Raw genomic sequence first — 24,998 nt, 5'->3', positions numbered from 1 at the left:
CAACACTTGTACAAATATTTGTGCTTCCCGATTTTTTTTATTTGCCTTACAGCGGTATGGGGCCTGTTTTGCGGTAATGCTAAGGCGCAGGTGGCGGATACCAGTCGCCATAAACCTGCAGCAGATACTGTCAAAAGTCGCCATCTGAAAGAGGTTTCCGTTCGTGCAGGCCGGATTTCTTCGCGTAATACTTCGGCAACACCACTGCAAATACTCAAAGGAGCGGAGCTGGAAAAGCTGAATAGCTTTTCGGTGGCCGATGCCATCCGTTATTTCTCAGGTGTGCAATTGAAGGATTACGGCGGCGTAGGCGGTCTCAAAACCATTAATGTGCGCAGTCTGGGTAGTAATCATGTAGGTGTTTTTTATGATGGTGTCGAATTTGGCAATTCCCAAAATGGCCAGGTTGACCTGGGTAAGTTTTCGCTGGATAACATTGATGAAATAGCCCTTTACAATGCGCAAAAGGGTACCATATTTCAGTCGGCCAAGGGCTTTGCCTCCGGGAGCGCTATTTACCTTACCTCGCGTCAGCCGCATTTTGAGGATAGTAGCCGTTCTGCTGGTAAAGTGAGTTTTAAAACCGGTTCATCAGGTTTGGTTAATCCGTCATTCTTTTGGCAGTATAAGCTGAGTGATAATACCTACAGTACCTTCAGTACAGAGTTTGTACATGCCAATGGCCGCTACAAATTCCGTTATACTAATGGTGTTTATGATACTACAGCCGTGCGGCAAAACAGCGATATCACCGCGCAACGGGTAGAGCTCGGGCTAAATGGAAAGCTGCCGGATAGTAGTAAATGGGCAGTTAAAGGGTATCTGTATAATTCGGCAAGGGGATTACCGGCCGCCATTGTATCCAATAAATTTGATTCGGATGAGCGCTTGTGGAACAGGGATATCTTTATGCAATCTACCTACAACAAAAATTTTGGCGACAGGTACAGTCTGATGCTTAGTGGTAAGTATGCCAATACTTTCAGCCATTATACCAATCCCGATATCACCACAACTACCGGGCTGTTAAATGATCGTTATTATGAACATGAACTTTACTTTTCGGTAGCTAATAAATACAAGATCAATAAGTTTTGGGATGTGGCGGCCTCGGCAGATTATGAGTGGAGTACCTTGCACATCACCGAGAATGATTCGGCTAAATATAAGTTTGCACCGCCTATTCGTAATCAACTGTTAACGGCCTTGGCCACCGAATTGCATTTTACCCGGTTTAACTTACAGGCTAATGTGCTGGGTACTTTTGTTCGGGACAAAGTTCCGGTTGAGGCTAATTCAGATAATAAAACCGAGTATACACCCGCATTATTGTTTTCATGGCAACCCACAGAAAGCCCTGATTTTAGGTTGCGTGGTTTTTATAAGAGCATTTTCAGGCTGCCAACTTTTAATGACCTGTATTACACTTTTGTAGGTTACGCTACGGTAAGGCCAGAATTTAACAAGCAGTATGATCTGGGCTTTACTTATAACCGTACACTGCATCAGCAAACGCTGGTCTACTTCGCGATACAGGCCGATGCTTATTACAACCAGGTAAGGGATAAAATAGTGGCGGTACCGGGAGCCGATCTGGGTCGGTGGTCTATCATTAACCTGGGTAAAGTACATATTAAGGGGGCCGAGGTAAACGCGCAGGCTACGTGGCAATTATGGGGTAGTGTGCTATTGAATACCGGCATTTCATACACCTATCAACAATCGGTGGATGTAACTGATAAAACTGATCTCAACTATAATCAGCAAATACCTTATACCCCTGTAAACAGCGGTTCGGTACTGATAGGCGCTGAGTGGCATAAACTGGCCTTCACCTATAGCTATATCTATACCGGCGAAAGATATAATCAAAAATATCATGAAGCGGCCAATTATATGCCGCCGTGGTACACGCACGACATAGGGTTTACCTATGCCACAAAGCTCAATAGCCACAAGCTTAAACTTACTGCCGAAATCAATAACCTGCTTAATCAATATTACGACGTGATATACAATTTTCCCTTGCCGGGGCGCAACTATCGCTTCACCATAAGTTCAACATTTTAAGCATTTGCCATGAAGAAAATAAATCACATGAAATATCTGCTGCTCGGATGCATTATTCTGAGCTACAGCGCCTGCCGGAAAGATGCTAAACCCATCCCAGAGCAGGATAAGTCCTTGTTGCCCCCCGATCCCACAGCTGTGGTTAAAGGCTTCTATTTGCTTAATGAGGGTAATATGAATATTAATAAGGCTTCGCTTGACTACCTGGATTATACTAGCGGGCAGTATCGCCGTAATATTTACAATCAAACCAACCCGGATGTTACCAAAGGTTTGGGCGATGTGGGTAATGATATTGGCATTTACGGTTCAAAGGTATATGTAGTGGTTAACGTATCCAACAAGGTGGAGATTTTGAACGCGAAAACCGGTAAACGGATCTCGCTCATCAATATCGATAACTGCCGTTACGTAACCTTTCATAATGGCAAAGCCTATGTGAGTGCTTACCTGGGTAAAGTAGGCGATCCCAAAGCGCCGAATGGCGCTGTTAATGAGATAGATACTTCTACACTTCAGATCACACGCAAGGTTACCGTTGGCCGCCAACCCGAAGAGATGGCCATAGTAGGCGAAAAGCTGTATGTAGCTAACTCAGGCGGTTATAGTCCGCCAAATTATGAGCGTACGGTTTCTGTTATCGACCTGCCTTCATTTAAGGAGTTGAAACGCATAGATGTGGCCATCAACCTGGATAGGGTAAAGGCTGATAAATACGGCGATATCTATGTAACCTCCCGCGGCGATTATTATAGCATTCCCTCCAAGTTATTTGTAATTGACACCAAAACAGACCAGGTTAAAAAGCAATTTGATTTTGGCGTAAGTAACCTTTGGATTGATGGTGATATCGCCTATATGTATGGTTACGAATATAATTACAACACCAACTCAAATACCACCACCTATTCCATGCTTAATGTAAAAGATGAAACCGTATTGAATACGAAGTTTATTACCGATGGCACCGAAACCCAGATCAAGGTTCCCTACGGTATAGCTGTAAACCCGGTAACTAAAGAAGTATTGGTTACTGATGCTAAAGATTACGTTACACCGGGAACGCTGTATTGCTTCGATCCGTCGGGAAAGAAAAAATGGTCGGTAGTGGCCGGGGATATACCGGCCCATTTTGCATTCGCTTATTAATACTTACATAAACTGATCAATAAAATGAAATTGAACCTTAATCTTTACCAAGTTTTTCTCCTGTCGGTCATCATTGGTGTCGCCCTGCTGTCATCCTGTAAAAAGGATGTACAAATAGTTGAGAAACTGCGGGTTGATACAGTTATTAAACGCGATACTGTAGCTCCACCCGAGCCTCCGGGCTCACCTATCAGGCCTGTAACGGCTTCCAGTAACCCCTATGTAACCGCACTTTTTGATTTTAAGCCCGCTCCGGGCCAATTTATCAATACCACTCTTGGCGATTCAACAGCTGCCAAAGGGGTATTAAGAGGTACTCAGGGGCTGGTTTCATTAGGAGCCTGGGGCGGTTATATTGTACTGGGATTTGACCATACCGTTTTGAATGTACCCAATGCCAATGACCTGATTGTTTTTGGTAATCCTATACCTAACATATTTGCCGAGCCCGGCGTGATATGGGTGATGGATGATAAAAATGGTAACGGCAAACCGGATGATACCTGGTATGAACTGAAAGGCAGCCAATTTGATCATGACGGATATGTGCGCAATTACCAGGTAACTTATACCCGCCCGGCAAATGATGCTGATGACATACCATGGACAGACAATCAGGGCGGTGCCGGCTTTGTAAAAAGGAACCAATATAACACGCAGCCCACTTATTTCCCGGGATGGGTAAATGGCAGAACGCTTACTGTAACCGGAACTTTGTTACCCTCAACTAATATTGACGATAGCAACCCGCAATATATCACAAGCAGGCCTTTTGATTTTGGCTATTCTGACAGTACTTATGGCGGCGATAAGGTTGATATTTCCAACGCTATTGATAAGGACGGAAAAAGAGTGAAGCTGAAAGGTATCGATTTTATCAAAGTGCAAACCGGGGTGCTATATGATATGGGGTGGCTTGGAGAACAATCAACCGAAGTTTGCGGTGCCGCCGACCTTAGCATAGTGAAATTAGATCAATAAACAATCTGTATAAATAACCAATCAACACACCATGAAAACAAAAAGATCTACCCTTATTAAGTTGCTACCCTATATTGTCCCTGTATTATTGATGGGAATGGTAAACTCCTGTAAAAAAGATGCGGCGAACATTACACCAAATACTAATCAGGTAAACAGCAAATTGCAAGTGCGTGGCACAGGTAAATATGATAACGGCTTTTTCCTGATCAATGAAGGATGGTATGCACACGGTACTGGAACGGTAAGCTTTTACGATTTTGGTACTGGCGTGCTCAGCGACAGTCTGTTTACCAAAGAAAACCCGGGTAAGAACCTGAACCCAACCAGCAGCACCTTACAGTACGGTACTATTTTTAACGACAGATTATACCTGGTAAGTAAAGTTGGAGGCCCCCTGGTAGTGGTCAATCCGCATACTTTACAGGAAATAAACCGTATTGCCGCCAAAAGTGGTAATGACTTCAGGGCTTTTGTGGGTATTGATGCTAACAATGGCCTGGTGAGTACCAATTCGGGTATTTTTCCTATCAATCTGCAAACATTGGCTTTGGGTACCAAATTAAATGGCGTAACCGGTCAGGTGGGCGATATGATCAAAGCCGGTAATTATGTTTTTGTACTATCAGCATCAAGCGGAGTGATCGTATTGAATGCTTCTAATAATTCGGTGGTTACATCTACCTCTGTTGCTGGCATGTTATGCGCGTTTGCCAAAACCCCTGACGGTGCTGTTTGGTCCGCCGGTGGCACACAACTGGTGCGCATTGATCCAGCTACTTTGGTTATACAAACCATTACTGTGCCGTTTTCCATATACGGCTCATGGGCGGCCTGGCATCCGGGTTCTATCGCTGCTTCTACTACCGAAAACGCCATCTTTATAGCCAAAAACGCTACATTTTCTGGTGGTACACAGATTTATAAGTATACCTCAAACAACAGCGCTTCATTTACTACGCCATTTATCACCGTGCCAACAGGCAGAGAGTTGTATGGTTCGGGTGTAGGTTATGATCCTGCACATAACCAGGTTATTGTTAATACGGTACACTCCGGTTTTACCACTAACTATGGCTTTAATGACCTATGCTTTTATAATGCCTCAACAGGAGCATTGATCAATGATATCGCTTATACAGGATATTTCTTTCCTTCTATAGCGGTATTTCATTAATTCTTTATATCACAAACAATAAGCATGAAAAATAAACTCACCATAAAAAAGCTATCAACATATCTTATTCCGGTATTGTTAATGGCCACTATCGCTTCCTGTAAAAAGGATCACGATGTTAAAATAGCGCCTCCGGGTAAATATGAAAACGGTTTCTTTATAGTAAATGAGGGCTGGTATGGTCACGGTACGGGTTCCGTAAGCTTTTTCGATTACGCAAAAGGGACTTTAACCGATAGCATATTTACCAAAGAAAACCCCGGTAAAACACTTCTGCCAGCTACTTCATCATTGGAGTTCGGTACGGTTTATAATCATAAATTGTACCTGTTATCAAAAGCAGGCGGTCCCCTGGTGGTAACTGATGATATGTCGCTTAAAGAAACGGGCCGTATAGATTCTGCTGGTAGTAACGATTGGCGGGCGTTTGTCGGCATCGATAATAATACCGGTTTAGTGAGTACAGGTGATGGTATTTATCAGCTTAATCTGCAAACGGTTAAACTGGGTACAAAGATCAGCGGTGTGAGCGGCGAGGTAGGTGACCTGATCAAAGCAGGTAATTATGTATTCGCGCTATCACAATCGGCCGGGGTAGTGGTACTAAACGCCTCTAACTATACCATTGCTAAAACTATTCCTGGCTTAGAAGTAGCATTCGCCCGTAGCAAAGATGGTGCTATATGGGCGGCAGGCGGCAACCAGTTGGTGCGTATAGACCCCGCAACGCTTGATGTACAAAATATCACTGTGCCATTTACTGTTAATGGTTCATGGGGTGCTTGGCATCCAGGCTCCATTGCAGCCTCTACCACCGAGAATACTATTTTCCTGGCTAAAAATGGCCCATATAGCGGTGGTACCGAAATCTATAAATATACCCCAGGCAATAGTACTTCATTTACCACTCCTTTTATAACCGTACCAGCCGGCAAGGAATTGTATGGCGCAGGTTTGGCTTTTAATGCCAAATTGAATCAGTTGGTAGTGAGTACGGTAAAATCCGGGTATGGTATTAACTACAGTGTAAACGACCTGTTTTTTTATGATGCATCAAGCGGATCTCAAACTAAGGATATCCCCTATACAGGCTATTATTTCCCGGCTACCTTCGTATTTCATTAATATTTAAATAAGTATAGTTCTGTTTATAAAAGAAGGCCACCGGTAGGAGGCCTTCTTTGGTTTTGTGTTTATAGATTTGCCTGTTAATAGCAGGTTTTTATAGTGAATAAAATGAACTGTTCTGTAATTTATGAATAGAAATAACAATTTAGTTTAAATTACTTTTAGAGGTTAAAACATGGAACGCTTATCACGGCATGCAGTCATTCTTTTTAGTGAAGTGGTTTAGGGATATTCCGATCGCGAAGAAATTATATTTTACTATAGGTATAATGGCTTTTCTGATTATAATAGAGTTATTTACGCTTAGTTTTGCCATAAAAACACTCTCGGCAGTTAGGTCATATGTTGGCGGGGAGGGGCTTTGGTCAAAGGCGCAAAAAGATGCTTTATCCCATTTAAAAGTCTACGCTTATTCACACAATGAACAGGATTATCAGGCTTTTCAGCAATTTTTAAAAGTTCCACTGGGGGATGGTGCAGCTCGTACTGCCCTTGAAAGAATGCCTCCAGATTACGATGCAGCCCGATTAGGTTTCCTGGAAGGTCGTAATCATCCGAATGATATTGACGGTATGATTAAATTAATGCTGCGGTTTAATCAGGTGAAATATCTAAAGCAGACCATTTTTTATTGGAAAAAGGCCGAGGGAGTATTGATAAAGCTGATCCCCGTGAGCAAGCAACTACATGATAAAGTGCTATCCGGAACTACAACTGCATTAGAAACTCAACAGTTTTTAGAATACATTTCTGCAATCGATGCCGAGTTTACGCCAATGGAAGATGGCTTTTCCTATAGTTTAGGTGAAGGGTCGCGATGGTTTGAAAGCCTTGTACTTAAAATTCTAATTGGTTTGGCATTTACTGTTGAACTAACGGGGATACTGATCGCTATATCTATAAGCAATGGTATGCAAAAAGGCATTAAAGAAATTATCTCCGGGGCTAAAAAAGTGTCAGAAGAGGAGTTTGATACCCGGGTAAAAGTTTATTCAAAGGATGAAATTGGTATTTTGGCAACCGCCTTTAACCAAATGACCGATAAATTGGAGCATACTATATACGAGTTGAAAAACGCCAAGGTTAAAGAGCGCCGGCAACTGGAAAGGGCAGAGGCATCTGAAAAAATTAAGCAGGTGTTCATTGCCAATATGAACCATGAAATTTTAACGCCGATGAATGCTATTATGGGTTTTGCCGGCTTGTTGCAAGAATCAGAAATGAATACCGAGCAAAAAGAGTATATCAGGGCTATTATGAAATCGGGTGAGTTTTTAAAAGGTTTGCTTAATAATATTCTTGACCTATCGAAGATTGGATCTGGCAACGTACAATTGGAAAAGCAGCCTGTAAGCATTCGTGATGTAGTGCACAACGCGGTGGCTATGTTAAAACCGGAAGTTAATAAAAAAGCGCTGGCAATAAATTATCGCATTGATACAGACGTTCCGTACCTGGTTTTGGGCGATGAGATGCGTTTAAGCCATATATTATTAAACCTGCTTTCCAACGCGGTGAAATTTACCACTAAAGGTTCTGTTTTGGTGGAGACATACGTTATTGACGATACCGAGGATGTGATTTGGATAGGTTTCAGTATTCAGGACACCGGTATAGGTATCCCCGCAGAAAAGCAGGATAAAATATTTGAAAGCCTTGACCAATTCAGGCAAAATAAGGGGTTAGGCGGTATTGGCCTTGGATTGAGCATGGCCAAACACCTGGTCGACCTGCATGGCGGGGATATATTTATCAAAACCAGTACACCCGAAGGCTCCGATTTCAGGTTTTTGCTTCCTTTTGACAAATATGCGGTAATTGCTGAACAATCAATAACTCATAATACACCGGATAGCTGCATACCGGAAAATGAAACGAAAAATACCCGGGTACTGGTTGCAGATGATAATCATTTGAATCAGTTGCTGATCATTAAAGTATTGGAAAAGCGTGGTTATTTTGTTGATGCTGTTGATAATGGAAAACAGGCATTGGAGAAATTACAGCAGAATCATTACGATATTATACTGATGGATCTGGATATGCCCCAATTAAATGGCTATGAGGCAACCGCGGCGATCAGAGGCGAGGATAATGGCAAAAATACTATTCCCATTATTGCGATAACCGCCCATGCCACCCGGGAAGTAATGGAAAAGTGTATCGATCATGGCATGAACGATTTTGTGGCAAAGCCTTTTGACGCGCATGATCTTGACCAAAAAATAAAAGCCATTTTAATCGACGTCTGATCTTTACATCTGCGCGATTTTAAAATAAGCTGTAACATTAACTATATTTAACAGTCAAAAAACCTAATTAATGCCGTATTTAGCGGCGTAAATCCTTACGCGCTATATTTTCACGATTATTTTACTTATGATGCTTTTAAAACCTTTCTGCAAAACTTACTATGTACTTTCGCCTCAGAATAGGGCTGTATTTTTTACCGCTGCCTTACTGGCAGCTATATTTAGTTCCTGCGGGAATAAAAACAAACAGGCAGCCGGCGGGCAGGAAGGAGCACAGGTGTTGGATTATAAAGTACTTACCCTTCAGCCACGGTCGGCTACTTTAAATGTGGATTACCCGGCAAGTATCCAGGGGCAACAGAATATCGAGATCAGACCCAAAGTAGATGGTTACGTAGAAAAAATATACGTAGACGAAGGTTCTATCGTAAAAAAGGGCCAATTGCTTTTTAAGATCAATGCCCCGCAATATGAGCAGGATGTACGTACCGCGCAAGCAGGTATTAAAACAGCGGAGGCCGATCTGAGCCTGGCCAAAATGCAGGTAAATAAAGTAAAACCCCTGGTTGAAAAAGATATCATCAGTCATTACGAGCTGGAATCGGCAGAATATACACAGCAGTCAAAAGCAGCCGCTTTAGCACAAGCAAAGGCTGCGTTGGTAAACGCGCAGGTTAATTTGGGATATACTACCATAACCAGTCCGGTAAATGGCGTTATTGGTTCGCTGCCTTATAAATTGGGTAGTTTGATAACCAGTACCACAACAGATCCTTTAACTACAGTTTATAACACCTCCAATATTTACGCCTATTTCGCGCTGAACGAAAAACAATTACTTGATTTTAGCAAGGATAGCGCAGGTACAACCTCCTTCAAATCAAAATTAAGCAAACTACCCAATGTGCTGCTTATACTTCCTGATGGTACTACTTACGAGCATACAGGCCGTGTTGAAACGGTGAACGGATTAATTAATACCGCTACAGGCGCTGCCAATGTACGTGCCGATTTTGTAAATCCACGGGGTATTATCCGTAGTGGCAGTAGCGCTTCGGTTAGAATCCCCAACACGATTAAATCGGGTTTGCTGGTACCACAAAGAGCCACTTATGAACTGCAGGATAAACGCTTTGTTTACTTGGTTGATAAACAGAACAAGATCAAGAACGTAGCTATTCAGGTGATGGATAACACCGCTGGTCAGTTTTACGTAGTTACCGACGGTTTGCATGCCGGCGATAAAATAGTGCTGGAAAGCGCCAATAATTTGCCGGATGGAACCACCATAAAAGTCAATCCGGTTAGTGAGGCATCTGTTTATGGCAACCTTAAATAGTGGAGTTTAATTTATCAATCCTGTTAAAGCAATTGTATGCTTAAAAAATTCATAGAACGCCCGGTATTATCAACTGTTATATCCGTTTTACTGCTGATACTGGGTATACTGGGCCTTATTAACTTGCCAATTTCACAATACCCGGATATAGCGCCGCCAACGGTAAACGTGTCTGCTTTTTATAATGGCGCTAATGCCGATGTGGTACTTAAAAGCGTGATCATCCCGATGGAAGAGCAGATCAATGGGGTGGAGAACATGACCTACATGACTTCGTCTGCCTCTAATGATGGCTCTGCATCGATCACGGTATACTTTAAAGTAGGTACCAATCCTGATCTGGCCGCGGTGAACGTGCAGAACAGGGTATCAAGGGCAACCAGTTTATTGCCGCTGGTTGTTACGCAATCGGGTGTTACGGTGGCCAAAAGCCAGAGCAGCAACCTGGTTATTTTTTCCTTATACAGTGACAATAAAACGTACGACGAAACCTTTTTGCAAAACTATGCCAAGATAAACCTGGTGCCGCAAATACAACGTGTAACCGGTGTGGGTACCGCTGAAGTGTTTGGCTCCCGGGATTATTCCATGCGTATCTGGCTAAAACCGGATGTGATGTCGCGATATGGTTTAGTGCCTGATGATATTACCGATGTGCTTAACGAGCAGAATATAGAAGCTGCGCCAGGTAAATTCGGCGAAAACAGCAATCAATCTTTTCAATATGTGATCAGGTACAAAGGGCGTTTACAATCTGCCGCTGAGTTTGGCAACATGATCATTAAATCGGTGGGCAATGGGCAATTGCTGCGGTTGAATGATGTGGCCCGGGTTGAATTAGGCTCGCTGGATTATTCGTTTCATATCATTACTGATGGTAAACCATCAGTAGGTGTGGCCATTAGCCAAACGGCGGGATCAAACGCCCGCGATGTGATCAATGAATCAAAAAAGATCCTGGATGCGGCTGCCGAAACCTTTCCTAAAGGAATGAAGATCGCTTACCTGGTTGATGCCAATGAGGTTTTGGATGCCTCGATAGAAAAAGTGATCAGCACACTCATTGAAGCATTTATATTGGTATTTATCGTAGTGTTTGTGTTCCTGCAGGATTTCCGGTCTACACTGATCCCGGCTATTGCGGTTCCGGTAGCTATTGTGGGTACTTTCTTTTTCCTCAACTTATTTGGCTTTACTATTAACCTGCTCACCTTATTCGCATTGGTGCTGGCCATCGGTATTGTGGTGGATGACGCCATTGTGGTGGTGGAAGCCGTACACGCTAAACTCGATATAGGCTATAAGTCGGCCCGAAAAGCATCTATTGATGCGATGAGCGAGATATCAGGCGCTATAGTTTCCATTACATTGGTGATGTCGGCAGTGTTTCTACCGGTAACTTTCATATCTGGCTCTACCGGTGTATTTTATAAGCAATTTGGTATTACGCTGGCAGTAGCTATTATGTTATCGGCCATCAACGCCTTAACGCTTAGTCCGGCTTTGTGCGCCCTGTTCTTAAAACCGCACGAAAAAGGCACCAAGAAGCATGGTTTTATCAATCATTTCTACGTGATATTTAATACCGCTTTTGATGCGGTAAGCGGTAAGTATAAAAAGTCGGTAGGGTTCCTGGCGCATAAAAAGTGGATAGCGGTAGCCGCCATAGCCGTATTTGCTTCTGTTCTTATTTACCTGATCAAAACCACGCCATCCAGTTTTGTGCCTAATGAAGACCAGGGCGTTGTATTCGCGGCTATTAGTCTGCCCCCGGCATCGTCCATGGAACGCACAGATGCGGTTGCCAATAAGATCGATAGCATTGGACATACCTTTCCGGCTGTGGTGAGTACCTTGAAACTGGTTGGGTTTAACTTTATTGCAGGTAATGGCAGCGCTTACGCCATGGTGATCATGAAACTGAAAACCTGGGATAAGCGTAAATCAAAAAGCGACAGCCAGGAAGGTATTATTGGTCAGCTTTATGGCAAAACCAGTGGAATGCGGGAAGCTAATGTGTTTTATTTTTCGCCACCAACCTTAAATGGCTTTGGTAACAGTGATGGTTTTGAGTTTCAGCTGCAGGATAAAGGCGGGCATACCGTGAATGAATTGTTTAAAGTAAGTAACGACTTTATAGCGGCCCTTAGCAAGCGCCCCGAAATTCAAAGCCTTAATTCATCCTTCAACCCCAATTTTCCTCAATACCAGGTTGATGTTAATGTAGCCAAATGTAAAGAAGCCGGTGTAACGGTAAATTCGGTATTGAATACGCTGCAGGGGTACTATGGCGGTTTATATGCTTCTAACTTTAATCAATTTGGTAAACAATACCGTGTAATGGTGCAGGCCGATTATGATTACCGGGCTACGGAGGCAGGTTTAAGCAAAATATTTGTACGCAACAGCGCGGGTACGATGGCGCCTATAACTTCCTTTATTTCATTGAAAAGAGTATTTGGGCCTGAGTCTATTTCACGATTTAACCTGTTTACGGCCATATCCGTTTCGGGCCAACCTAAGCCGGGTTTTAGTACGGGCGATGCCATCAAGGCCATTAAAGAGGTTGCTTTGGAGAGCCTGCCTGCGGGTTATGGTTATGAATTTTCCGGTTTAACGCGGGAAGAGTTAACCGCAGGCACGCAATCGGCTTATATATTTATGCTTTGCCTGGTGTTTGTGTACTTTTTATTAAGCGCCCAATATGAAAGCTATATTCTGCCTTTCGCGGTATTGCTCTCCTTGCCTGTCGGTTTGTCGGGAACTTACCTGTTTGCCAAGATATTCGGTATCGAAAGTAACATTTACCTGCAGATCTCCCTTATCATGCTCATTGGTTTGCTGGCCAAAAATGCCATCCTGATTGTTGAGTTTGCTTTGGAAAGACGACGAGCGGGTATGGAACTGATACCAGCAGCTATTGCAGGTGCCGAAGCCCGTTTACGCCCCATCCTGATGACCTCCTTTGCTTTTATATTTGGTATTATGCCTTTGATGTTTTCAACAGGAGCAGGGGCTAATGGCAATAAATCTATAGGTACAGGGGCAGTGGGTGGTATGTTTGTAGGAACCATATTTGGGGTGTTTGTGATCCCGGTGTTGTTTATCATCTTCCAGCATTTGCAGGAAAGGGTAAGCGGCCCACCGAAACAAGATAATGACGACGATGAGGATGAAGCGGTTGAACTCAAACCCGCTCATTGATCCATCAATTAAAAACATCGCCATGAACAAAAATTGTTTAAAATATATATTACTATTTGTCTCGCTTTCGGGAGTGCTGCTGTCCTGCCGCGTTACCAAAAGCTATAAACGCCCGGATGTAAATACTGAAGGTCTTTATCGCGGTAGCCAGTCGACTGATACGACCACCATGGCCTCGATGCCCTGGCAAAACCTTTTTGCGGATACTGTATTGAGATCATTGATACAGGAAGGCTTGAACAATAACCTCGATCTGAAAACCGCGGTACAAAAGATATTGGAAGCGCAGGCAACCCTGCGCCAAAGCAAAGCCGCCTTTCTCCCCAGCTTAAGTGGCAATGTGAGCGTTACCCGGTCAAAACAATCGCAAGCCGGGTTGAATTTCCCGGAAGGTATCGACATCAATACCCTCACTACCACCTATCAGGCCAATTTAAGTACTTCGTGGGAGGCCGATATTTGGGGTAAACTAAGCAGCACCAAAAGAGCCGCCCTGGCCAGTTTTTTACAAAGTGATGCCGCCAAAAGAGCGGTGCAAACCCAGCTGATAGCGGATATTGCCAATAACTATTTCAGCCTGTTGGCTCTGGATAAGCAATTGGAAATTACTCAGCAAACGCTTAAAAACCGGATTCAGGATGTGGAGACCATGAAGGAGCTCAAAAAAGGGGCCGTGGTTAATGGCGCGGCTGTGGTGCAGAGCGAGGCTAACCGTTATGCCGCCGAAGTATCTATTCCTGACATTAAACGCAGCATTCGCGAGACGGAGAACGCACTGGATATTTTACTTTCGAGGGGCCCGGGCCCAATTACCCGCAGTACATTAGCCGATCAAAAGGTAACCACCGAACTGCAAACGGGTATCCCTACACAATTGCTAACCAACCGCCCGGATGTGCAGCAAAGTGAATATGCTTTCAGGGCGGCCTTTGAGAATACCAACCTGGCGCGGACTTATTTTTACCCGTCATTTACCATAACCGCTTCCGGAGGTCTCTCAAGCTTGACTTTGAAAGATTTTTTTGACAAATCAATATTTTATAACGCAGTGGCTGGTATAGCGCAACCTATTTTTAACCAGGGTATCAATAAAGCCAGATTACGTACCGCCCAGGCACAACAGCAGGAGGCTCTGAATAGTTTCCAGAAAACATTGTTGGTAGCCGGACAGGAAGTTTCCAACGCGCTTTATGCTCATGAAACCGCTGTTGAAAAACAGGATTCCCGCAGTAAACAAATCATCGCACTGCAAAAATCGGTTGACTATACACAGGAGTTATTACGTTACAGCTCAGCAACAAACTATACCGATGTATTAACCTCCGAACAAAACTTATTGGCAGCGCAACTTAGTGGCGTGAGCGACAGGTTGCAGGAATTGCAAGCCATTGTGAATTTGTACCGTGCTTTGGGTGGTGGATGGCGGTAATGTAAACTGCTGTTTTCTAAAAAAAAATAAAAGGCCAGGCTTTATAAAGTCTGGCCTTTTTTATGGGTAATTATTGAGTGCTTATTATATTTTACTTTTCATATATATAGCTTATAGGTTTCTTAATAAGCTATATAAAATTCCTTTAACTTAATTAATAATCTATAATAGTTTAAAAATTAAGTATTTATTAAGCTTTTTTTAATATCCTTCCGCTTATTTTATGCTGATAACCAATTTATACCGGTATGCTTTTTCTAGAAGTTTCCGGTTTATTTAACCTTAATATCTATGAAAAAATACGTTTTTATGCCCCCTTAGGGATGGCTATGTCTAATTACAACTATTAACTACTATCAAACCAATTATTAAACACGTAAATTATGAAACTAAAAAATATTAAAGCTATATTTTTATTGGCCTTATTTGGCATTATAAGCTTAAGCAGCTGTAAAAAAGGTTTAGACAGAAACTCAGCTAGTGCATTGGCTGGAAAAAACAAAAGTACATTTGCCTCACCTGTTGGTGATGTGGTTGGGAAGATCACTGTAGGCTACCAGGGATGGTTTGCCGCTATTGGCGACGGTTCGCCTATTAATATTTGGTGGCATTGGGCACCGAATGCGGGCCAGGCGCCATCAACAAACAATATCGGTATCAAATCATGGCCTGATATGCGCGAGTATACCAGCTCTTATCAAACTGGTTTTGCCAATTTAAATAATGGAACACCCGCAAAATTATTCTCATCCTTTAATGACCAAACTGTAAATGTACAGTTTCAATGGATGCAGCAAAATAATATTGATTGCGCCGCGCTGCAACGTTTTAATCCAACAGGTGGGGAAGGCCCGGTTCGTGACGCGATAACGGCTAAGGTAAGAACTGCCGCTGAAGCTACTGGTCGCAAATTTTATATCATGTATGATATCACCGGCTGGACAAACATGCAATCAGAGATCAAAACCGACTGGACAAATAAAATGTCGGCGTATACTTCGTCATCGGCCTATGCCAAACAAAACGGCAAACCGGTAGTATGTATCTGGGGATTGGGTTTTATGGATGCTAACCACCCATTTTCTTCGGCTGTTTGTTTGGATGTGATCAATTGGTTTAAAGGCCAGGGCTGCTACGTAATAGGTGGTGTACCAGCTTCATGGCGAGATACCAATGCTACCGATATCCAGCCCAACTTTTTACCAACCGCTACCGCGTTGAACATGATATCGCCATGGATGATCGGTAAAATAGGTAATATCAGTGAAGCCAATAACTTCTATAACGATCATCAGGTGGGCGATCAGGCTTATTGTAATGCCAATGGTATCGATTATCAACCATGTGTATTGCCGGGCGACCTGCAATTACGTCAGCGCGCACACGGCGACCTGATGTGGACCCAGTTTTATAACCTGATCCGTGGTGGCGCACAGGGTCTGTACATTTCGATGTTTGATGAATACAATGAAGGTAACCAGATTGCTAAAACAACAGAAAATTCATCCTTTGTTCCGGCCGGTTCCAACTTTTTATCATTGGATGAAGATGGTACCGTATGCTCTGCCGATTACTACCTGCGTTTAACGGGCGATGGTGGCAGGATGTTGAAAGGACAAATTCCTCTTACCTCAATACGCCCGACAGCGCCTGTTGTAGGTGGTAGCAATCCGGTTACGCCTCCCTTTGGGCAAACAGTAACCATTAAAGGTTCAAACAATCAATATGTAAGTTCTGAAAACGGTACACAGGCTATGAATTGTAACCGCCCTGCGGCACAAGGCTGGGAGCAGTTTACTATTGTTAATGCGGGCAACGGAAAGGTTGTTTTGCAAAATTCAAGCAAATATGTGTCCTCAGAAAACGGTACTCAAGCTATCAACTGTAATCGTACCGTTATTGGCCCATGGGAGCAGTTTGATTGGGTTGTGAACTCAAACGGTACTATTTCTTTTAGAGGCAACAACGGCGCTTATATTTCAAGCGAGGGAGGCACTGCGGCCATGACCTGCACCCGTACAACTATAACCGCAACAGAGCAGTTCCGGATAAACCAATAAGGTTCATAAAACTCCAACTGTCATTTAGAACGAACGGCATTGCACAAAGCGATGGGGTGAGGAGAAATCTTATACAACATGTTTCTGAATGGCTTATCGTATAAGATTTTTCGCTGCGCTCAAGAGATAGTTTCTCCTCGTACCTCGTTCGAAATGATAATCTGATTTTCTTATCCCAACCCATAAGAAAACAAAACCGGCGACCATATCAGGTCGCCGGTTTTGTTTTATGCTTACTCGGCAACAAATTTAAGCCCGATTACGGAGATGATGAGGGTGCTCATGAAAAACAAGCGCCAAAAGTTGGTTGGGTCTTTAAATACCAGGATTCCTACCAATACTGTACCTACAGCACCGATGCCCGTCCAAACAGCATAGGCTGTACCTATAGGTAAGGTTTGTATGGCTTTGATAAGGAGTACCATGCTCAGGGTCATGGTGATAAAAAATCCGGTATACCAAAGGTACATTTCGGTACCTGTTGTTACTTTGGCTTTGCTTAAACATGAGGCAAAACCCACTTCGCAAAGACCTGCGATGATTAATATGATCCAATTCATTTTATCTTATATTTATTTCGACTGTAAAGTTCCGGAGTATAAACAGCCTAAAAATTAACATAGGATAAATAATATAGTTACCTGATTTTGGATCTTATACGGCTTAAACTCACCTGTGTAATGCCCAAATAAGAGGCTATATGACACAATTGCACCCTTTGCACAAGATCGGGATTGTGGGTGATTAGCTCCTGGTATCTGTCGGCTGCCATGCTGAATTGGCGGGAGATCAATCTTTCTTCTACCTTGATCAGTTCGGTTTCGGCAAAGCGGCGGCCCCAGTTGGCAATGTGAATATCCTCGGCAAACAGTTTTCGTAGATCACTGGTTTTGATGCGGTATAAATCACAATCTTCCAAAAGCTCAATATTTTCGTAACCGGGTTTATTATCTACATAATTTTTCATCGAGATAATGGTATCACCTTCCCGGCCAAACCAGAAGGTAACCTCGGTGTCGTGCTGAAATAAATAAGCACGTACGATACCTTTTTTTAAAAAATAAACGTTCCGACTGATTTTATCAACCTCAAATAAAATGCGCCCTTTAGGTAAAGTGATTTCCTCAACCAACTGTTTCAGCTTCTGCGCGGAGGTTTCAGGTACAGGATAAATTTGATTGATAATTTGTTCAATGCTCACTTTAGCAATTATTAATTATAAATATTAACCTTAGGCTTGAGGGTATTTGCCCCTACAATTGTCCTTCTTATGCCGTTAAAAACCAAACGGAACTTTTATTATAAAAGAATATCAATAACATTGTCCAGAGCCATCGATCCTGTTTATATAATAGTTTGTAAATTTTAAAAACGTAATTATAACAAAACCTTTATTCTTAACCAATGAAACGTAACTACTACATTGTAGCCCTGATCATGCTCATCTTTTTTGTGATCTCCTTTTTAACCAATGTGATCGGTCCGCTGATTCCGGATATCATCAAAGTATTCCATCTAAGTTACACATTGGCGGGTGTACTTCCTCTGGCATTTTTTATAGCCTATGGCGTAATGTCGGTACCATCGGCTATTATGCTCGAAACATTTAAGGAGAAAAAGATCATGGTGGCGGCATTTGTGGTGGCTTTTTTAGGTTCGCTTTTGCTGGCTATGGAGCCTAATTACCTCAGCGCTATTATTTCCTTGTTCCTGATTGGCTGTGGTATGGCTATGCTGCAGGTGGTGATCAATCCGCTGCTCCGAACATCTGGTGGCGAGGAGAATTACGCCTTTACCTCGGTATTGGCACAATTGATATTTGGGCTCGCTTCTTTTCTGAGCCCGCTGGTTTATTCTTATATGGTTAAAGCTTTAAAAGAAAACAATAGCGGCGGTATCGTGGGCTTGTTACATTCGTTGGTGCCTGAAAACCTACCCTGGATCTCTTTGTATTGGCTTTTTACAGTGATATGCCTGGCGATGGTTATTCTGCTGATATTAACCAAATTCCCCAAGGTTGAACTGAAAGAAGATGAGCAGGTAGGCTCCTTGCAAACGCATTTTGACCTATTTAAGCAACCTATCGTTATCCTGTTTTTGGTAGCCATGTTCTGCTATGTGGGCACGGAGCAGGGCATCGCTAACTGGATCTCCCAGTTTCTGAAAACCTATCACGATCTTGACCCTCAAACCAAAGGAGCAGATACCGTAGCCTATTTCTGGGGACTGATGACGGCAGGCGGCATCCTGGGCCTGTTTCTGTTGAAGATAATGGACAGCCGTAAAGTGCTCATCAGTTTTACCATACTGGCGTTAGTATGTTTAACTGCGGCTTTGTTTGGGCCAACCGGTGTGGCTTTGATCGCCTTTCCGCTGGTAGGTTTCTTTGCTTCGGTGATGTATCCTATTATATTTTCACTGGCACTTAATTCTATCAATAAAGATCACGGTTCTTTTGCAGGCTTGCTGGTTACGGCCATTATCGGCGGAGCTATTATACCACCTGTTATCGGTTTGCTGGGTGATGCTTTTGGCTTGCGCGCTGGTATGTTCTTTTTGTACATCACCCTTGGTTATATATTAAGCGTAGGCTTTTGGGCAAAACCGCTCATTACCAATAAAACCATCGACATCAAAAAGAAAACTACTCATGAATAATATCAAAGTAATAGGGATAGACCTGGGGGCTACCAATATCCGCGGAGCAATTGTAAATGATAACTCCTTGTCGGCTATCGTATCGCAAAAAATAAAAAGCGATGGTTCTGTTGAAGATGTGATGAATGATATATACCAGGTGGTTGACACTCTGTTAAAAAACGATCAGGTAGCCGCCATTGGTATTGGTGTACCCAGCGTGGTTGACGTTGCTGAAGGTATTGTATATGATGTGCAATACATTCCATCGTGGAAGGAAGTGCATTTAAAACAGTTGATGGAAACACGTTATGGCATACCTGTGTATGTAAATAACGATGCCAATTGCTTTGCTGTAGGCGAATATTATTTTGGCAAAGGGGGCAATGTAGATTCGATGATCGGTTTAACGCTGGGTACGGGTTTAGGCGCTGGTATCATGATCAACAAACGATTGTACCCTGGTTTTAACTGCGGAGCTGGTGAATTTGGTTTGTTTCCGTACCTGGATAACATACTGGAATATTATTGCAGCGGCTCGTTCTTTAGCAATGTGTATGGCTTAGATGGCGTGCAGGTTTTTGAGGATGCCAAAAAGGGGGATGAGCAGGCATTAAAACTATATGCAGAGTTAGGTAAACATATTGGCCATGCTATAAAACAAGTGATGTATGCTTATGATCCGCAGCTAATTGTACTGGGTGGTTCTGTACGGTATGCCCATGCGTTTTTTCAGCAAACGATGTGGGAAGAGATCAGAACATTCGCCTATACCAAAACTGCCGAACGGATCAGGGTAGAGGTATCGGGACTGGAAAACAGCGGCATCATAGGTGCCGCGGCTTTGTATTACGATAATCAACAATAAACTATACTTCTTATCATGAAAAAATTCATACTTACGCTCATTTTACCCTTGTGCTTTCAACAGGCATTCAGCCAGGCCAGACAGGAAAGTTTTCAGCTTATACTGAAGGACGACTGGAAAATGCAATCAGCAGTGACCGATGTGGCACCGGCCGACAAAATCTCCAAAGAAAATTACGATACCCAAAACTGGTATAAAGTAAGCGTGCCTACTACCATCATAGCCGGCTTACTGGCCAATAAAGTTTATGATTTTGACCCATTTATGGGACGCAACTTAAAAAAGCTCAATGATCCTAAACTGGATAAACCCTGGTGGTTTCGCCGGGAGTTTACCTTGCCTGCTGCCGAAAACGGTAAAAATGTAATCCTGCGATTGCATGGCATCAATTACAAGGCAAACGTATGGCTAAATGGTGTAAAAATTGCCGATTCGACCCAAACCAAAGGGCCTTTCCGCATCATTCAGCTGGATGTAACCAAACACATCAATTATACCGGCAACAATGTGCTGGCCCTGCAAATAACGCGACCATTTACACCCAACAAAGCCAAAGGTGACCTGGCCATTGATTATGCCGACTGGATCCCTTATCCACCCGATTATAACGGTGGTATTGTGAACAATGTGGAGATCAAAACCTATGATAAAGTAGGGGTGCAGTACCCACTGGTAACCACTCGTTTTGATTTGCCGTCATTGGCCGTAGCGCATTTATATGTGGATGCTCAGGTAACCAATTATACCAATACCGCGCAGGATGCCGTGATTAAAGGGCAGATCAACAGTGACGTAAGCTTTGAACAAAAAGTACACCTGCTGCCTCACGAATCAAAAAACGTGAACTTTAGTCCGGAGGTGTATAAACAGCTCAATATCAAAAATCCGCGTATCTGGTGGCCCTGGCAATATGGTAAGGCCGAACTGAATAGGGTTGAATTATCCGCAGAGGTAGGAGGTAAGGTAAGTAACAGCCTTTGGGAGAAATTCGGCATCCGCCAGATGGATTCTAAACTGATCGACAATGAATCGCGTGAGTTTATTGTGAACGGTAAACCTATTCTGATCCGCGGTGCGGCATGGTCGCCGGATATTTTTCAGCGCCGTTCGCCTGAAAGGCAAGAGCAGGAAGTGAGGCTTGTGCGGGATATGAATATGAATATCATCCGCTCCGAAGGTAAAATGGAAGATGATAATTTTTATGATCTGTGTGATCAGTACGGTATGCTGGTGATGACCGGCTGGATGTGCTGTGGCGTATGGCAACACCCCGAGCACTGGGACACAGCCGAACGCAAGGTAGCCATGGCATCTGACAGCAGCGTAATGTACTGGCTGCGCAACAAAGCCAGCCTCATGGTGTGGCTCAATGGCAGCGATATGCCGCCAACCGATACCTCTGTAGAGCGTGATTACCTGAAGATTGAGAAAACGTTGAAGTGGCCAAATCCGACATTATCTACGGCTAATGAAACCAAATCGAAAGTATCCGGCTATAGTGGTGTAAAAATGGCTGGCCCTTATGAATGGGTACCACCTATATACTGGGAAACCGATGCTACGCACAAATTTGGAGGCACCTGGAGTTTTGCTACAGAAATATCACCGGGCCCGTCTATCCCTCCGTATGAAAGTTTGATCAAGTTTATCCCTAAAGACTCCCTGTCGACCAGTTCGCCGGCGTGGTTATACCATTGTGGTACAGGGTCATTTGGCACTACGAAAGTGTTTGATAAGGCGCTTTCAAACCGTTATGGAGAATCTACATCAATCAAAAACTACATAGCCAAGGCACAAGCGCAAAACTATGAGGCACACCGCGCCATGATGGAGGCCTATGGTTTTAAAAAATACAATACCGCCACAGGAGTAGTGCAATGGATGCTGGCCAACCCGTGGCCCGGGTTGATTTGGCATACTTATGATTATTACCTGTACCCGGCAGGCACCTACTTCGGCATGAAAAAATCTATGGAGCCATTGCATGTGATGTATTCCTACAAATCAAATGAGGTAGGTGTTATCAACTCTTACCCGGAAAAAATCACAGGTTTACAAGTAAAAGCTACGATTTACAATATTGATGGTACGGTAAAGTTTACCAAAACCGCCCCGGTAAGTATTGAAGCTGATGCCTCGAAAGTGGTATTTGCCCTGCCCGCTATTACCGGATTGTCACCTGCTTATTTTGTGCGTTTGCAGTTAAGTGATAGTCAGGGTAAGGTAGAAAGTATTAACTGGTACTGGCTATCGCAAAAACAGGAAGTACTGAACTGGAAAAAATCAAACTGGTACACCACGCCGGAATCTGCCTATGCCGATTATACTGCTTTACAACAGATTCCGAAAACGGCACTTAAACTGGGCCATGTTCAGGAAGCTGCCCAAGGCGATAGTACCACGCATTCGGTTACCATAACCAATAACGGCAAAGCAGTGGCCTTTTTTGTGCATCTGCGCGCTTTGAAAGGTAAGGATGGTGATGATATACTGCCGGTGATATTCAGTGATAACTATATTTCGCTGGCGCCGGGCGAAACAAGGGTGATCAAATGCACTTACAGCAATAAAGATGCGGCGGGTAAAGCGCCCCACTTCCTGACCTCGGCCTGGAATATCGATACCGGTAAGAGTAAGGGTGATGAACAGGTTGGTTTTGAGGAAGGCTTGCCGGTAAATTAGTTTTAACAACATAGTTTGTCATTCTGAGGGTAGCGAAGAATAATCTATCGGCTAGCGGTTAGGTCGTAGGATAGGTCTTCGTTCCTCAGGATGACAAGTTAATGAATATCCCACCTTGCGCTCGTTTGTAACGAGTGCTTAACCTGGGTTTGCGTTTAAAACGCAAGAGCGATGCAATTGCTGCTCCACAATAAGCACTCGTTACAAACGAGTGCAAGTAGATAAAAAGAGTGTAAGTAGAAAATATAAAATTTGTCATTCTGAACGGAGTGAAGAATCTATTGACCAGCGGTAAGGTCGTAGAACAGATCCTTCGTTCCTCAGGATGACAAATTGAATGGACTGGACAAAAATCACATCGTAATCACTACCCGTTTACCCTGCGCATCCTGCTGCCAGGCTTCGGCTACATCTTTTAAAGGTATGGCCAGCGTATCGATAGATAGTTTTCCTTCCGCGGCCAGCTTGAATACTTCGGGTAGTATCTCGGTTTGGATCTTGACGATGATCTCTTGTGAAACGCTTCCACCACCAGCACCGGTAAGCTCAATAGCGGTGCTACGCAGGATAGAGGCAGGAAGATTAATAGCAGGGCCGGCCATTTCGCCAACCTGCACATAACGGGTGATATGATCAACCGTGGCATTCAAATCGTGCCCGGCCAAAGTGCCTAACAGCAGCTCGGCGGGTTTACCCCATAGGTAGTCGATAACTACATCAAACGGACTTTTAGCTGCTTCTGCTTTAATAGCTTGTTTAACGTCGTCGTCAGGTTGGTTGAGGGAGATGGTTGCATCAGCACTTAGATTATCTAAAGCCCGTTGATTACGACCAATGGCGATAATCCTGCCCGCACCTAAATGGCGGGCTATCTGCACGGCCAGTTTTCCGGTAATGCCGGTGGCGCCTAATATCAATACGGTATCACCTTTCTTTAATTTGCCTTTGTATGCTAATGATAACCATGCTGATATGGCCGGGTTAGGTATAGCTGCCGCGGTAATGTTATCCAGTTTATCGGGTACCGGAACGTACCAATTTTTGTTAATCAGCGCTTTTTCGCTCATCATACCTGTGGCCGATCCAGCGTATACACGAGTGCCGTTTGCTAACACACCTACACCGTCAACCCCAACTATTACCGGGTAGTTCTCGTGCTTATCATAATGCGTGCCCTTGGCTCGTGCTTTATCCAGATTTTTGATACTGGCGGCTTTAATTTCAATAATTTGTTCGTGTTCGGAGGGGATGGGCTCTGCAAAATTTGCATATTGAGGAGTTTCTCCTGCCCGATATAATACTGCTGCTTTCATTTCATTTGTTATTTGTTCAACAAATTTCGGCAGCCAGCTGTGGGCCTGCGATAACATTTGTTAATAAATGAAAAGGTGCTTTTTGATTCAGTAATTCACTAATTCAATAATTACCTAATGACTGCGTTACGGATGCGGCTTAGCGAAACCGAGGTAATACCCAGGTAGGAGGCGATGTAATGTTGTGGTATGCGCTTAATGATATGTGGTTTTTCTTTGAGCAGGGTGAGGTAGCGTTCCTTGGGCGTGTATTTGATGAACGACATGAAATGGGTCATGTAATTGATTTGCCTGTCCAGCATCACATCGGCCAATCGTTCCCGCACCTCCGGAATGGCATTGAGCTCGCTCATCATCTCGTTATAATCCTTTTTGTGGATCCAGTGAAGTATGCAGGGCTCTATAGTTTCCAGCGTGACCAGGCTTGGCGTGCCTTTCCGGAAACTTTCAATAGATGATACCGCTTCCTGTTCAAAAAAGAACTGGAAGGTTACATCCTTACCTTTATTGTTGAACCATACCCGCAAGCAGCCCTTTTCAATATAATAGGCTTTTTTGGATACATCCCCCTCGTGCAAAAGGATAGTTTTTGCAGGAACTTCAAGGCGATGGTAAAGCTTCTCATACTTTTCCCATGAGCCTTGAAGTTGTGGTAATAATTTTTTAAGCTGATCAAACACAGCTCAAATTACTGAATTTTTTATGAAAA

At 43.4% G+C, this 24,998-nt stretch carries 17 protein-coding genes; 13 read left to right on the top strand and 4 right to left on the bottom strand.

Annotation, left to right across the window (positions count from 1 at the left end):
- The first annotated feature begins 6 nt into the window (after positions 1 to 6).
- The 10 genes from FHW89_RS04385 to FHW89_RS04340 all read left to right on the top strand — a co-directional run bounded on the left by FHW89_RS04385 (position 7) and on the right by FHW89_RS04340 (position 16,789).
- A complete protein-coding gene (locus tag FHW89_RS04385; protein WP_253952157.1) occupies positions 7 to 2,070 on the top strand; it encodes a TonB-dependent siderophore receptor in 2,064 nt (687 codons plus the stop codon).
- A gap of 9 nt (positions 2,071 to 2,079) precedes the next feature.
- Positions 2,080 to 3,219 (top strand): YncE family protein, encoded by a 1,140-nt coding sequence (locus FHW89_RS04380; protein WP_172333758.1) that lies wholly within the window; start codon positions 2,080 to 2,082, stop codon positions 3,217 to 3,219.
- 24 nt (positions 3,220 to 3,243) lie between these two features.
- The gene (locus FHW89_RS04375; RefSeq protein ID WP_172333757.1) at positions 3,244 to 4,200 is read left to right on the top strand and encodes a cell surface protein; all 957 of its coding nucleotides are present in this window, start codon (positions 3,244 to 3,246) and stop codon (positions 4,198 to 4,200) included.
- A 31-nt stretch (positions 4,201 to 4,231) separates the two neighbouring features.
- Positions 4,232 to 5,377 (top strand): DUF5074 domain-containing protein, encoded by a 1,146-nt coding sequence (locus FHW89_RS04370; protein WP_172333756.1) that lies wholly within the window; start codon positions 4,232 to 4,234, stop codon positions 5,375 to 5,377.
- A 24-nt stretch (positions 5,378 to 5,401) separates the two neighbouring features.
- Positions 5,402 to 6,502 (top strand): DUF5074 domain-containing protein, encoded by a 1,101-nt coding sequence (locus FHW89_RS04365; RefSeq protein ID WP_172333755.1) that lies wholly within the window; start codon positions 5,402 to 5,404, stop codon positions 6,500 to 6,502.
- 272 nt (positions 6,503 to 6,774) lie between these two features.
- A complete protein-coding gene (locus tag FHW89_RS04360) occupies positions 6,775 to 8,757 on the top strand; it encodes a response regulator (RefSeq protein ID WP_172333754.1) in 1,983 nt (660 codons plus the stop codon).
- 127 nt (positions 8,758 to 8,884) lie between these two features.
- Entirely contained in the window at positions 8,885 to 10,096 is a 1,212-nt protein-coding gene (locus tag FHW89_RS04355; protein WP_253952156.1) for an efflux RND transporter periplasmic adaptor subunit, read from the top strand.
- 36 nt (positions 10,097 to 10,132) lie between these two features.
- Positions 10,133 to 13,300, top strand: a complete 3,168-nt coding sequence (locus FHW89_RS04350; protein ID WP_172333753.1) for an efflux RND transporter permease subunit — start codon at positions 10,133 to 10,135, stop codon at positions 13,298 to 13,300.
- 22 nt (positions 13,301 to 13,322) lie between these two features.
- The gene (locus FHW89_RS04345) at positions 13,323 to 14,729 is read left to right on the top strand and encodes an efflux transporter outer membrane subunit (protein WP_172333752.1); all 1,407 of its coding nucleotides are present in this window, start codon (positions 13,323 to 13,325) and stop codon (positions 14,727 to 14,729) included.
- Between the two features lie 383 nt (positions 14,730 to 15,112).
- Positions 15,113 to 16,789, top strand: a complete 1,677-nt coding sequence (locus FHW89_RS04340; protein ID WP_172333751.1) for a lectin — start codon at positions 15,113 to 15,115, stop codon at positions 16,787 to 16,789.
- A gap of 233 nt (positions 16,790 to 17,022) precedes the next feature.
- On the opposite strand, the gene FHW89_RS04335 is transcribed toward FHW89_RS04340, so the two are convergent.
- Both FHW89_RS04335 and FHW89_RS04330 read right to left on the bottom strand, forming a co-directional pair.
- Entirely contained in the window at positions 17,023 to 17,349 is a 327-nt protein-coding gene (locus FHW89_RS04335; protein WP_172333750.1) for a multidrug efflux SMR transporter, read from the bottom strand.
- Positions 17,350 to 17,426: 77 nt separating this feature from the next.
- A complete protein-coding gene (locus FHW89_RS04330) occupies positions 17,427 to 17,990 on the bottom strand; it encodes a cyclic nucleotide-binding domain-containing protein (protein WP_172333749.1) in 564 nt (187 codons plus the stop codon).
- A 203-nt stretch (positions 17,991 to 18,193) separates the two neighbouring features.
- Here FHW89_RS04330 and FHW89_RS04325 point away from each other — a divergent pair, with 203 nt between their 5' ends.
- From FHW89_RS04325 to FHW89_RS04315, 3 genes are read left to right on the top strand one after another with little or no spacing between them, the layout of a single operon-like run.
- Positions 18,194 to 19,447 carry a sugar MFS transporter gene (locus tag FHW89_RS04325; protein WP_172333748.1) on the top strand — a complete coding sequence of 418 codons (1,254 nt, stop codon included), beginning with the start codon at positions 18,194 to 18,196 and terminating at the stop codon, positions 19,445 to 19,447.
- Positions 19,440 to 20,294, top strand: coding sequence for an ROK family protein (locus tag FHW89_RS04320; RefSeq protein ID WP_172333747.1), 855 nt, complete (start codon positions 19,440 to 19,442; stop codon positions 20,292 to 20,294). Before FHW89_RS04325 ends, FHW89_RS04320 begins: the two co-directional genes overlap by 8 nt.
- A gap of 15 nt (positions 20,295 to 20,309) precedes the next feature.
- Positions 20,310 to 22,976 (top strand): glycoside hydrolase family 2 protein, encoded by a 2,667-nt coding sequence (locus FHW89_RS04315; protein ID WP_172333746.1) that lies wholly within the window; start codon positions 20,310 to 20,312, stop codon positions 22,974 to 22,976.
- Between the two features lie 353 nt (positions 22,977 to 23,329).
- Here the strand turns inward: FHW89_RS04315 and FHW89_RS04310 are convergent, their stop codons facing one another.
- Both FHW89_RS04310 and FHW89_RS04305 read right to left on the bottom strand, forming a co-directional pair.
- Complete coding sequence (locus FHW89_RS04310; RefSeq protein ID WP_172333745.1) at positions 23,330 to 24,289, bottom strand: zinc-binding alcohol dehydrogenase family protein; 960 nt, start codon at positions 24,287 to 24,289, stop codon at positions 23,330 to 23,332.
- A gap of 110 nt (positions 24,290 to 24,399) precedes the next feature.
- Positions 24,400 to 24,969 carry a cyclic nucleotide-binding domain-containing protein gene (locus FHW89_RS04305; RefSeq protein ID WP_172333744.1) on the bottom strand — a complete coding sequence of 190 codons (570 nt, stop codon included), beginning with the start codon at positions 24,967 to 24,969 and terminating at the stop codon, positions 24,400 to 24,402.
- Between the last annotated feature and the right edge of the window lie 29 nt (positions 24,970 to 24,998).

It is taken from the genome of Mucilaginibacter sp. SG564 (assembly GCF_013149275.1).
In the GTDB taxonomy this organism is placed as follows: Bacteria; Bacteroidota; Bacteroidia; order Sphingobacteriales; family Sphingobacteriaceae; genus Mucilaginibacter.
Note: the sequence above shows the minus strand (reverse complement) of the source record. Positions and strands in the feature narration are given on the sequence as shown.

Coding starts and splice junctions, on each gene's coding strand:
- FHW89_RS04380 (WP_172333758.1), top strand. CDS start 2,080: ATGAAGAAAATAAATCACATGAAATATCTGCTGCTCGGATGCATTATT.
- FHW89_RS04375 (WP_172333757.1), top strand. CDS start 3,244: ATGAAATTGAACCTTAATCTTTACCAAGTTTTTCTCCTGTCGGTCATC.
- FHW89_RS04370 (WP_172333756.1), top strand. CDS start 4,232: ATGAAAACAAAAAGATCTACCCTTATTAAGTTGCTACCCTATATTGTC.
- FHW89_RS04365 (WP_172333755.1), top strand. CDS start 5,402: ATGAAAAATAAACTCACCATAAAAAAGCTATCAACATATCTTATTCCG.
- FHW89_RS04360 (WP_172333754.1), top strand. CDS start 6,775: ATGGCTTTTCTGATTATAATAGAGTTATTTACGCTTAGTTTTGCCATA.
- FHW89_RS04355 (WP_253952156.1), top strand. CDS start 8,885: ATGATGCTTTTAAAACCTTTCTGCAAAACTTACTATGTACTTTCGCCT.
- FHW89_RS04350 (WP_172333753.1), top strand. CDS start 10,133: ATGCTTAAAAAATTCATAGAACGCCCGGTATTATCAACTGTTATATCC.
- FHW89_RS04345 (WP_172333752.1), top strand. CDS start 13,323: ATGAACAAAAATTGTTTAAAATATATATTACTATTTGTCTCGCTTTCG.
- FHW89_RS04340 (WP_172333751.1), top strand. CDS start 15,113: ATGAAACTAAAAAATATTAAAGCTATATTTTTATTGGCCTTATTTGGC.
- FHW89_RS04335 (WP_172333750.1), bottom strand. CDS start 17,349: ATGAATTGGATCATATTAATCATCGCAGGTCTTTGCGAAGTGGGTTTT.
- FHW89_RS04325 (WP_172333748.1), top strand. CDS start 18,194: ATGAAACGTAACTACTACATTGTAGCCCTGATCATGCTCATCTTTTTT.
- FHW89_RS04320 (WP_172333747.1), top strand. CDS start 19,440: ATGAATAATATCAAAGTAATAGGGATAGACCTGGGGGCTACCAATATC.
- FHW89_RS04315 (WP_172333746.1), top strand. CDS start 20,310: ATGAAAAAATTCATACTTACGCTCATTTTACCCTTGTGCTTTCAACAG.
- FHW89_RS04310 (WP_172333745.1), bottom strand. CDS start 24,289: ATGAAAGCAGCAGTATTATATCGGGCAGGAGAAACTCCTCAATATGCA.